This is a genomic window from Lysobacter niastensis (assembly GCF_015453285.1).
GTDB lineage: Bacteria > Pseudomonadota > Gammaproteobacteria > Xanthomonadales > Xanthomonadaceae > Lysobacter_J > Lysobacter_J niastensis.
In genome coordinates, this window is the sequence record NZ_JADLZT010000014.1 from 1 (window position 1) to 9,774 (window position 9,774).

Sequence of the window (9,774 nt, forward strand, 5' to 3'; positions counted from 1 at the left end):
GGCGGGGGCGGGACGGCGGCTGCGGCCAACTGGCCGGCCAGGATCAGGCTGAGCATGGGCATGGCGGTTTCCTCCCTGGTGTTGAGTCTCGAACGCTCACATGGAGCCTGATCGGCCAGCCGCCGGCGCATCGACACGCTTGCGGCCTCCGCACTGGATGCGAGGGGGCGGCCAGCGCGGCCGATGATTGGTTCACGGCCCGCGGGCAAGGTACCTTCCCCCGAGCCCAGCACGAGCGCATGCCATGGCCAAGCTGTCCCGCCGCCGGTTCCTGACCGAGACCGCCGCCGCCATCGCGGCTGCGCCCTTCATCAGCAGCGGCGCGAGCCTCACCGGGGCATCGGGCGCGCGCAAGCTCGGCGTCGCGATCTGCGGACTGGGGCAGTTGAGCGAGCACCAGATCGCGCCGGCACTGGCGAAGACGAAGCATTGCCGGCTGGCCGGCATCGTTACCAGCACGCCGGCCAAGGCCGAGGCCTGGAAGGCGAAGTACGGCATTCCTGCCGGAAACGTCTATTCCTACGACGACATGCACCGGATGGCGGACAACCCCGACATCGACGTGGTCTATGTCGTCACGCCCAATGCGCTGCATGCTGACCACACCATCCGGGCCGCGCAGGCCGGCAAGCACGTCTTCTGCGAGAAGCCGCTGGAAATCTCGGTTGAGCGTTGCCAGCAGATGATCGATGCCTGCAAGAGGGCAGGGCGTCTGCTCGGCACCGCTTACCGGTGCCAGTACGACCCGCATCATCTCGAATGCATCCGCCTGGTGCGCGAGCAGGTGTTCGGAGCGCCCCGCATCATCCAGGCGGGATTCGCAATCGACGTCGGCGAGCCCGGCCAATGGCGCCTCAAGCGCGCCCTGGCTGGTGGTGGTGCGCTGATGGACGTCGGCATCTACGCGCTGCAGGCCACGCGCTATTTGACCGGCGAGGAGCCTGTACTGGTGTCCGCCATCGAGACCAGGACAGACCCGGTCAAGTTCGCCGAAGTGGACGAAAGCATGGTCTGGACAGCGCGCTTCCCCAGCGGCGTCGTTGCGCATTGCAGCACCAGCTACCGCGCCGGAGGCATCCAGAACCTGCGCGTCAACGCGCAGCGCGGCTGGTTCGAACTCGACCCGGCCTTCTTCTATGACGGCAACCACGGCCGCCGCAGCGAGGGGCAGGAGATCCGCTTCCCCGAGATCGACCTGTTCGCCGCCGAAATGGACGACTTCGCCCGCTGCATCCTCGAAGGCAAACCCAGCAAGGTCTCCGGCGAGGAAGGCCAGCGCGACGTGCGCATCATGCAGGCGATCTACGAATCCGCGCGCACGGGCAGGGCGGTGTCGTTGGCCTGAGGCTCGTCCCGTACGAACGACGTCGCGATAGCGTCCGTCAGCTAGGAAGATGGTCCAGCAGTTTGTCCAGCGTGATCGGGTAATGCCTCACGCGGAAACCAGTGGCGTTGTAGATGGCGTTCGCCACCGCCGCACCTACGCCGCAGATGCCGAGTTCGCCCACGCCCTTGGCCTTCATCGGCGACGAGATCGGGTCGGTCTTGTCGAGGAAGATCACGTCCTGGTGCGGAATGTCCGCGTGTACGGGCACCTCATAGCCGGCCAGGTCGTGGTTGACGAAGAAGCCCAGGCGCTTGTCGACTGCCAGTTCTTCCATCAGCGCCGATCCGACGCCCATCGTCATCGCGCCGATGACCTGGCTGCGTGCCGACTTTGGATTGAGGATGCGGCCCGCATCGCAGACCGCGAGCATGCGGCGCACGCGTATCTCGCCGGTGCCGGTGTGCACCGCGACCTCGCAGAAGTGGGCGCCGAACGTCGATTGCTGGAACTGCTTGTCGAGGCCGCCGTACTCGATCGCGTCCTCGGCGACGAGTTCGCCGTCCTTCGCCGCGTCCGCCAGCGCCATGCGACGCTCTCCCGCGCGGACCTCGCCGTCGGCGAACTCGGCCGTGGCCGGATCGATGTCGAGCTTCTGCGCCACGGCCTCGCGCAGCTTCACGCAGGCCGCATACACGCCTGACGTCGAGTTGTTCGCGCCCCATTGACCACCGGAACCGGAGGATACCGGGAACGTGGAATCGCCAAGGCGCACGTCCACGCGCTCCAACGGCAGGCCCATCATCTCGGCCGCGGTCTGCGCGATGATCGTGTACGTTCCGGTGCCGATGTCGGTCATGTCGGTTTCGACGGTGACGACGCCACGGCCATCCAGCCGCACGCGCGCCGCGGATTTCGTCAGCAGGTTGTTGCGGAAGGCGCCAGCGACGCCCATGCCCACCAGCCAACGTCCCTCGCGCACGCTGCCTGGCTTGGGGTTGCGTTTGTTCCACCCGAAGCGTTCGGCGCCGGTGCGCAGGCATTCGACGAAGTGCCGCTGCGAGAACGGCCTCTCGGGCTTCTCGGGATCGACCTGCGTGTCGTTGAGGATGCGGAACTCGACCGGATCGAGGCCGAGTTTCTCCGCCATCTCGTCCATCGCCACTTCCAGCACCATCAGGCCGGGAGCTTCGCCAGGGGCGCGCATCGCGTTGCCTTCGGGCAGGTCGAGCGTTGCCAGTCGCATCCGGGTCATGCGGTTCGCGCCGGCATAGAACAGGCGGGTCTGCTGCACCGCGACTTCGAGGCCGCCGCCGGGCAGGTCGCCGCTCCAGCTTTCGTGTCCGATCGCCGTGAGCGTGCCGTCCTTCGTCGCGCCCAGCCGCACGCGCTGGATGGTGGCCGGGCGATGGGTCGTGTTGTTGATCATCAAAGGACGCTGCAGCGCAACCTTGACCGGCCGCTTCGCGGCCTTCGCGCCCAGCGCCGCGAGCAGGGCGTCGGCGCGAAGGAAGAGTTTTCCGCCAAAACCACCACCGATGTACGGCGACACCAGCCGGACGTTCTCTTTCGGGATGCCGAGCGTGGTCGCGAGGTCGCCCACGCCCCAGTGGATCATCTGGTTCGACGTCCACACCGTGAGCTTGTCGCCGTCCCATGCGGCGATGGTGGCGTGCGGCTCCATCATGGCGTGCGATTCGTTCGCCGTCGTATAGGTCGCGTCGAACTGCACCGGGGCCGCCTTGAAGGCTGTCGCAAAGTCCCCGGCCGCACTGTCCGGATTTTCGTTCTTTGGGGCGAAGGCGGTGTCCTTCGCCTTCTCCAGGTCGTAAGCGCCTTGCTCGCGCACATAGTCGACGCGTATCGCCTGCGCGGCGGCACGCGCCTGCTCGAAGGTTTCCGCCACGACCAGCGCGATGGCCTGGTGGTAGTGCTGGATGTCCGGACCGCCCAGCAGCTTCGCCGTATTGAATCGGCCCTTGCCGAGCTTGCCTGCGTTCTGCGCCGTCACCACCGCGAGGACGCCCGGCGCCTTGCGCGCGGCGCTGTCGTCCAGCAGCGCGATGCGGCCTTTTGCGATACCGGCGCCGACCACATACCCGTAAGCCTGATTCGGCACGACGTCATGGCGTTCGTATGCATACGGCGCGGTGCCGGTGGTCTTCAGCGGGCCGTCGATCCGACTGGTCGGCTTGCCGACGACCTTGCCCTGGTCGATGGGATTGGTGCCGGCGGGCTTGTCGAATTTCATGACGCGTCTCCCGCGTCGATCAGCACGGCGGCGATGGTGCGCTCGACCAGCGCCTGCTTGAAGGCGTTGTCACGCGTGGTTCTTGCGCCATCGAGCAGGGCCGCGGCAGCAGCCTTTGCACCGCGTGGAAGCGCCGCGTCCGCCGCATCGGCCCGCCACGGCTTGGGTGCGACGCCGCCCAGGGCCACCCGGCCGCTGCCGTCGCGCTGGATGATCGCCGCGACCGACACGAGCGCGAAAGCGTAGGACGCACGATCACGCACCTTGCGATAGATCTGCCGTCCTCCGATGGGCTTGGGCAGCGTGACGGCCGTGATCAGCTCTCCCGGCTGCAGATCGTGCTCGATGTGCGGCGTGCTTCCCGGCAGCCGGTGCAGGTCGGCGATCGGGATGGCGCGTGTCTGTCCGTCCGGCCGTACCGTTTCAACCGTGGCGTCGAGCGCGCGCAGCGCCACCGCCATGTCGCTTGGATTCGTGGCGATGCAGGCGTCGCTGGCGCCGACGATGGCGTTGTGGCGGCTGAATCCCTCCAGCGCCGCGCAGCCACTGCCGGGACGACGCTTGTTGCATGCCTGGTGGGTGTCGTAGAAGTAGGGGCAGCGCGTGCGTTGCAGCAGGTTGCCGGCGGTCGTGGCGCGGTTGCGCAGTTGGCCGGATGCGCCGGACAGAAGGGCACGTGCGAGCACCGCGTAATCGCGACGCACGCGCCGGTCCGAAGCCAGGTCCGTGTTGCGCACCAGTGCGCCGATGCGCAGACCGCCATCCTCGGTTTCGCTGACCGCATCCAGGTCCAGCCCGTTGACGTCCACCAGGTGCGCCGGCGTCTCGATCTCGAGCTTCATCAGATCCAGCAGGTTGGTTCCTCCGGCGATGAACTTCGCATCCGGGATACGCGCCACCGACGCGGCCGCCTCGGCGGGCGTGCGCGCACGTTCGTAGCCGAAGGCCTTCATGCGAGCCCCCCGGCCACCTCGTCGATGGCATCCAGGATGTTGGAATAGGCGCCGCAACGGCAGATGTTGCCGCTCATGCGCTCGCGCACTTCCATGGCCGACAGGCGAGGGCGCGCCGTGAGATCTTCGGTGACATGGCTGGGAATGCCCGCCTTGATCTCGTCGAGTACCGCGACCGCCGAGCAGATCTGGCCCGGCGTGCAGTAGCCGCACTGGTAGCCGTCGTGCTTCACGAACGCCGCCTGCATGGGATGCAGCCGCTTGGGCGTACCGAGTCCCTCGATCGTGGTGATCTTCTCGCGGTCGTGCATGACCGCGAGGGTGAGGCAGGAGTTGATCCTGCGGCCCTCGACGATGACGGTGCACGCGCCACACTGGCCGTGGTCGCAGCCTTTCTTGGTGCCGGTCAGATGCAGGTGTTCACGCAACGCGTCGAGCAGGGTGGTCCGCGTGTCCAGTTCGAGCGTGTGCTTTTTGCCATTTACCTCGAGCACCACCCTGGACATCACCGGCGGCTTGGGAGGGAGTGGCGCCGCGGCTTCGGCCGCGAGTGTCGCAGCCGTGGGCAGCACAGTAGCCGCCGCGGATGTTGCACCCGCGATCAGTACCTGCCGGCGGCTCACCCGTGTCCTCAACGGCGAATCCTCATCCATCGTGCCGTCCTCCTGGCATGGTGTTCGCAACGGAGACGTCAGGTGGTTGCTGTTACCACACGCACCGATATGGCCATGTGAGCGGGAAGGCGGTGCGTTATTCGCTGCTGGCGGGCTGCGAATCCAGCTGAGTTGTGCGACCTTCAGCAAAAGGCCCGCCATTGGCGGGCCTTTGTCCGGGACCTCCACGGCGTGGAGGCTCAATCCCGATCCGGCGCCCCCAGCGGGAAATACGGACGATACGGCCGCGCTTCATCCACGGCACGCTTGAACGAAGGCCGTGCCAACAGCCGCTCGCGATAGGCGCGGACGTGGGCGTAGCGCTCGTCGATGGGATGCGTCCAGTCGGCGTAGAACAGGAATGGCGCAGCGGCGCAGTCGGCGAGGGAAAAAGCCGAGCCGGCGGCCCATTCCCGCCCGGCCATGTGCGGTTCGAGCCAGTCGTAGGCGGTTTCGAGCATGGCGCGGGCGTCCTCCACGCCGCGGGCGTCGCGGTCGGCTTCGGGCCGCAGACGATCCAGCACGACCTTCTGTTGCGGCGTGGACACGTAGTTGTCGAAGAAGCGGTCCAGCATCCGCACCTCGAGCGCGGCGTCGCGATCTTCGGGGATCAGCTTCACCGGGCCGGGGTGGTGCACGTCGAGGTGTTCGATGATGGAGGTGGCCTCGAACACCGTGCGAGCGCCGTCGACGAGGACCGGGAAGCGCCGCATCGGCCAGAGTGCCGACCATTCGGCGCTGGCCAGCGCATCCTCCAGGTTGCGGTAGTCGAACGGGATCTGGTTCTCGTACAGCGCGATCAGCGCCTTCTGGCTGTACGAGGAGAATGGGTGGGCGTACAGGCGCGGACGTGTGGCGGGCATGCAGGTCTCCGGGTGGTCTTTCCCTTACGACGAACAACCGGGCCGTGATTCGACACGACGGCCACGGGGTTACACGGCCATCAGCCGCCCATCTCGTGCTCGATGTCCTCGTACGCCTCCGGCATGAAGCGCGGCGTGCACAGAGCGAGGAACACGAGGTCGCCGGAGCCCGTGTTGGCGATCCGCTGCGGGCACATCGGCGGAATGATCACCGCGTCGCCGGGGCCGACGTCCTGCGGCGCAAGGCCACCGACTTCGACACGGCCCTGGCCTTCGACGATCACGTAGCGCTCCGTGGTGCCGATCAACCGGTGCCAGCGTGTGACGATGCCGGGCGCGACGCGAGCCCGTGCGATCGACAGTTCCGGATCATCCGCCGTGTTGGACAGCTCGTTGATATGGCAGAGCTCGTCGGTGTGGTACTCGGCATCGGGGGCGATGCGTCGGATGGCTTCCTTCATCGGGTCTCCCTTGCATGCCCAAGGCCTGCGTCTTCAACGCCGCGTTGCGAGTACGCCGTCGAGCGCCAGTTCCGCCTTGAAGCCGGCTTTCTCCAGCCGCTTTGCCACTTCGCGCGGTACGTCGCGGCCGCTGGTGAGCTTGTTTGGAGCGCCGGTGTAGTGGAACAAGCGGCCACCCCGACGGAGCACGCGCGCCAGGTGGTCGTAAAACACTTGCGAATACAGTTCGCCTGCGATGGCGAAGCGCGGCGGATCGTGCAGCAGCGCATCGACCGAGGCATCGGCGATCCGCGTGATTTCCTGCGACACGTCGGCGTGGTTGAGCTGCAGGCGGCCGCCGTTCGCGGGTGCGTCCGGATCGGGCGACCACGGATTGAGCGTGCGCAGCCACAGCACGTTTTCGTTCTTCTCGAACGAGTGGATGCGCGCGGCGCCTGCCTCCAGGCAGCATGCGGCGAAGTAGCCCAGGCCGCCGCAGGTATCCAGTACGACCTTGCCGCCGGGTTCGATCAGGGCGACTTTGCGCCGCGCGTCCTCTACCGGTGAGGTCTTCGATGTCGGCAGCATCTTGATGCCGTCGATCTCGAAGGTGGGAGCGCCCCACTCGGTGGGCACCAGCTTGATCAGCGAGCCGGAATAGCGCGACACCGCGGCGAAGTCGTCGCCGTCCCAGTAATAGATCGTGCGGTCTTTCAGCTTCGGCGGATACGGATAGCGCTGGTCCCGCCACTGCCAGGCATCCGCCTCGAGCAGCGCTTCGCCGCTCGATCGGTCGAGGTCCAGCGAGCCCGTCCAGGTGGTGCGGCCCGCATCGCGTGCGGCCAGCAGAGCCTCGGCGATGGGGCGGGTCAGCAGTGGGCCTGAGTAATGCGGCACGTCGGGCGATGCGCGGGAAAGGAGGGCAGGGTACCCGTTGCCCACCCCCGGAGAAACCGCGACGGCAGGGTACGGCGCCGTATGGGGCTTTGCGGAAGCTGGCGTTCGCAGCCAGGCGGGCAACGGAGCGCATCGCGCCAACCAAAGTCACTCGACCGCCCCCAACGCGGCCGCTAGTCTCGGGCACTCCTTTCTGCCGGAATCGCCCGATGAAGTCTTCGCCCCTGAGCCTCGGTCTTGCCGTTGCGCTTGGCCTGGTCTCCGCCATTTCCATTGCCGCCGACCGCCCGGCCGGCAAGGGAAAGCCTCAGCTCGGTGACTTCGGCGTCGACCTGAGCGCCCGCGACCTGTCGGTGAAGCCGGGCGACGACTTCAACCGCTATGTCAGCGGCACGTGGCTGAAGACCTACGAGCTGAAGGACTACGAGACCTCGTACGGCTCGTTCAACCAGCTGCGCGATCGTGCCGAGGAGCAGGTGCACGGGCTGGTCGAGGACCTGCAGCGCCGCTCCGACCTGAAGACCGGCAGCAACGGCCAGAAGGTGCGCGACTACTACGCCAGCTACATGGACCGCACCGCGCGCGACGCCGCCGGCATCGCGCCGCTGCAGCCGGTGCTGGGCCGCATCGCCGCGATCGATACGAAGGCCGAACTCATCGCCGCCTTCGCCAATGCCGACCTCGACGCGAGCGCCACGCCGGTGCGCCTGGGCATCGAGCTGGACCGCAAGAACCCCGACCAGTACCTGGTCGGCCTCAACGTCGGCGGCCTGGGCCTGCCGGACAAGGACTACTACCTCAATCAAGACGCTCGCTTCGTGACCATCCGCGAGGCGTACGTGCAGCACATCCAGCGCATGCTCGCGTTCGCGGGCGTGAGCGACGGCAAGGCGCGCGCGGAGCAGGTGCTGGCGCTGGAAACCGCGCTGGCCAAGCCGCAGTGGGAGCGTGCCAAGCGCCGCGACCGCGACAAGACCTACAACGTGTCGACCTTCGCGCAGTTGCAGGCGCAGTTCCCGGCCTACGACTGGGCGGCGCACCTGCGCGCGCAGGAAATGCCGCTGCCCGAGCGCGTCAACGTCGTGACGCCGGACGCCGTGCAGCCGGTGCTGGACGTGATCGCCGCCACGCCGCTGCCGGTGTGGCGCGACTACCTGACCTTCCACGCCATCGACGGCAACGCCGAACTGCTCAGCCGCGCCATCGACGATGCGTCGTTCCAGTTCAACGGCAAGGTCATTGGCGGCCAGAAGGCGCAGAAGGACGACTGGAAGCGCGCGGTTGCGGTCGTCGGCGCGAAGGAGGGCCTGGGCGATGCGGTCGGCGAGATGTACGTCGCGCGCTACTTCAAGCCCGAGTCCAAGGTCGCCATGGACCAGCTGGTGAAGAACCTGCGCGCGGCACTGCGCCAGAACATCCAGCAGCTGGACTGGATGAGCGAGGCGACCAAGGCCGAGGCCTACCACAAGCTCGAAACCTTCCGCCCGAAGATCGGTTACCCGGACAAGTGGACCGACTTCAACAGCGTCACCATCGTGCCGAACGACCTGGTCGCCAACTCCATTGCGATGCGCCGCTTCAACCGCGCCGACCAGAACCGCCGCGTCGGCCAGAAGACCGATCGCGACGAATGGCGCATGACGCCGCAGACGGTCAACGCCTACTACAACTCGACCTTCAACGAGATCGTGTTCCCGGCCGCGATCCTGCAGCCGCCGTTCTTCGACGTCCACGCCGACGCAGCGGTGAACTACGGCGGCATCGGCGCGGTGATCGGCCATGAGATGGGGCACGGCTTCGACGACCAGGGCAGCAAGTCCGACTTCGCCGGCGTGCAGCGCAACTGGTGGACCGACGAGGATCGGGCCCGCTTCGACGCGCGCACCAAGGTTCTGGGCTCGCAGTACGACTCGTACTGCCCGCTGGAAGGGCAGTGCGTCAACGGCGCGCTGACGATGGGCGAGAACATCGGCGACCTCGGCGGCATCTCGATGGCGTACACCGCTTACCAGCTGAGCCTCAACGGCAAGCCGGCCAAGGTGATCGACGGCCTGACAGGCGACCAGCGCTTCTTCCTCGCGTTCGGCCAGATCTGGAAGGGCAAGTACCGCGACGAATCGCTGCTGACGCTGATCAAGACCAACCCGCATTCGCCGGGCATGTATCGCGCGAACGGCCCGGTCCGCAATTTCGACCCGTGGTACCAGGCGTTCAACGTGAAGCCCGGCGACGCGCTGTACCTGCCGCCGGAACAGCGCGTGCGGATCTGGTAAGCAGAGCTGCTGCATCGGCGCGGGGGGGGCGGGGGGCCCCCCCCCGGACAAAACAAAAAAATACCCCCCGCGGGACCACCCAAAAAAAAAAAAGGCCGGAAAACCAAGGGAATAAAAAAA

At 67.0% G+C, this 9,774-nt stretch carries 8 protein-coding genes; 2 read left to right on the forward strand and 6 right to left on the reverse strand.

The features are described 5' to 3' along the window. The first annotated feature begins 244 nt into the window (after positions 1-244). Positions 245-1,345, forward strand: a complete 1,101-nt coding sequence (locus IU514_RS18810; protein ID WP_194932695.1) for a Gfo/Idh/MocA family protein — start codon at positions 245-247, stop codon at positions 1,343-1,345. 37 nt (positions 1,346-1,382) lie between these two features. Here IU514_RS18810 and paoC read toward each other — a convergent pair whose 3' ends face one another. From paoC to IU514_RS18840, 6 genes are all read right to left on the reverse strand, one after another. Continuing rightward, on the reverse strand, positions 1,383-3,575 hold the full coding sequence (gene paoC / locus IU514_RS18815) for an aldehyde oxidoreductase molybdenum-binding subunit PaoC (protein WP_194932696.1): 2,193 nt from the start codon (positions 3,573-3,575) through the stop codon (positions 1,383-1,385). Beyond that, entirely contained in the window at positions 3,572-4,528 is a 957-nt protein-coding gene (locus IU514_RS18820; protein ID WP_194932697.1) for an FAD binding domain-containing protein, read from the reverse strand. Before IU514_RS18820 ends, paoC begins: the two co-directional genes overlap by 4 nt. Beyond that, positions 4,525-5,181 carry an aldehyde dehydrogenase iron-sulfur subunit PaoA gene (gene paoA, locus IU514_RS18825; RefSeq protein ID WP_194932698.1) on the reverse strand — a complete coding sequence of 219 codons (657 nt, stop codon included), beginning with the start codon at positions 5,179-5,181 and terminating at the stop codon, positions 4,525-4,527. Before paoA ends, IU514_RS18820 begins: the two co-directional genes overlap by 4 nt. Positions 5,182-5,381: 200 nt before the next feature. After that, positions 5,382-6,044: a glutathione S-transferase family protein gene (locus IU514_RS18830; protein ID WP_194932699.1), complete on the reverse strand. Its 663-nt coding sequence runs from the start codon at positions 6,042-6,044 to the stop codon at positions 5,382-5,384. An 80-nt stretch (positions 6,045-6,124) separates the two neighbouring features. Then, complete coding sequence (locus IU514_RS18835; RefSeq protein WP_194932700.1) at positions 6,125-6,505, reverse strand: cupin domain-containing protein; 381 nt, start codon at positions 6,503-6,505, stop codon at positions 6,125-6,127. A gap of 33 nt (positions 6,506-6,538) precedes the next feature. Further along, entirely contained in the window at positions 6,539-7,381 is an 843-nt protein-coding gene (locus tag IU514_RS18840) for a class I SAM-dependent methyltransferase (RefSeq protein WP_194932701.1), read from the reverse strand. Between the two features lie 209 nt (positions 7,382-7,590). Here IU514_RS18840 and IU514_RS18845 point away from each other — a divergent pair, with 209 nt between their 5' ends. Beyond that, the gene (locus tag IU514_RS18845) at positions 7,591-9,654 is read left to right on the forward strand and encodes a M13 family metallopeptidase (protein ID WP_194932702.1); all 2,064 of its coding nucleotides are present in this window, start codon (positions 7,591-7,593) and stop codon (positions 9,652-9,654) included. Positions 9,655-9,774 lie beyond the last annotated feature (120 nt).

What these genes read in the sequence shown, in the direction of transcription:
- IU514_RS18830 (WP_194932699.1), bottom strand. Translation starts at nt 6,044, where the DNA reads ATGCCCGCCACACGTCCGCGCCTGTACGCCCACCCATTCTCCTCGTAC.
- IU514_RS18835 (WP_194932700.1), bottom strand. Translation starts at nt 6,505, where the DNA reads ATGAAGGAAGCCATCCGACGCATCGCCCCCGATGCCGAGTACCACACC.
- paoC (WP_194932696.1), bottom strand. Translation starts at nt 3,575, where the DNA reads ATGAAATTCGACAAGCCCGCCGGCACCAATCCCATCGACCAGGGCAAG.
- IU514_RS18820 (WP_194932697.1), bottom strand. Translation starts at nt 4,528, where the DNA reads ATGAAGGCCTTCGGCTACGAACGTGCGCGCACGCCCGCCGAGGCGGCC.
- paoA (WP_194932698.1), bottom strand. Translation starts at nt 5,181, where the DNA reads ATGGATGAGGATTCGCCGTTGAGGACACGGGTGAGCCGCCGGCAGGTA.
- IU514_RS18845 (WP_194932702.1), top strand. Translation starts at nt 7,591, where the DNA reads ATGAAGTCTTCGCCCCTGAGCCTCGGTCTTGCCGTTGCGCTTGGCCTG.
- IU514_RS18810 (WP_194932695.1), top strand. Translation starts at nt 245, where the DNA reads ATGGCCAAGCTGTCCCGCCGCCGGTTCCTGACCGAGACCGCCGCCGCC.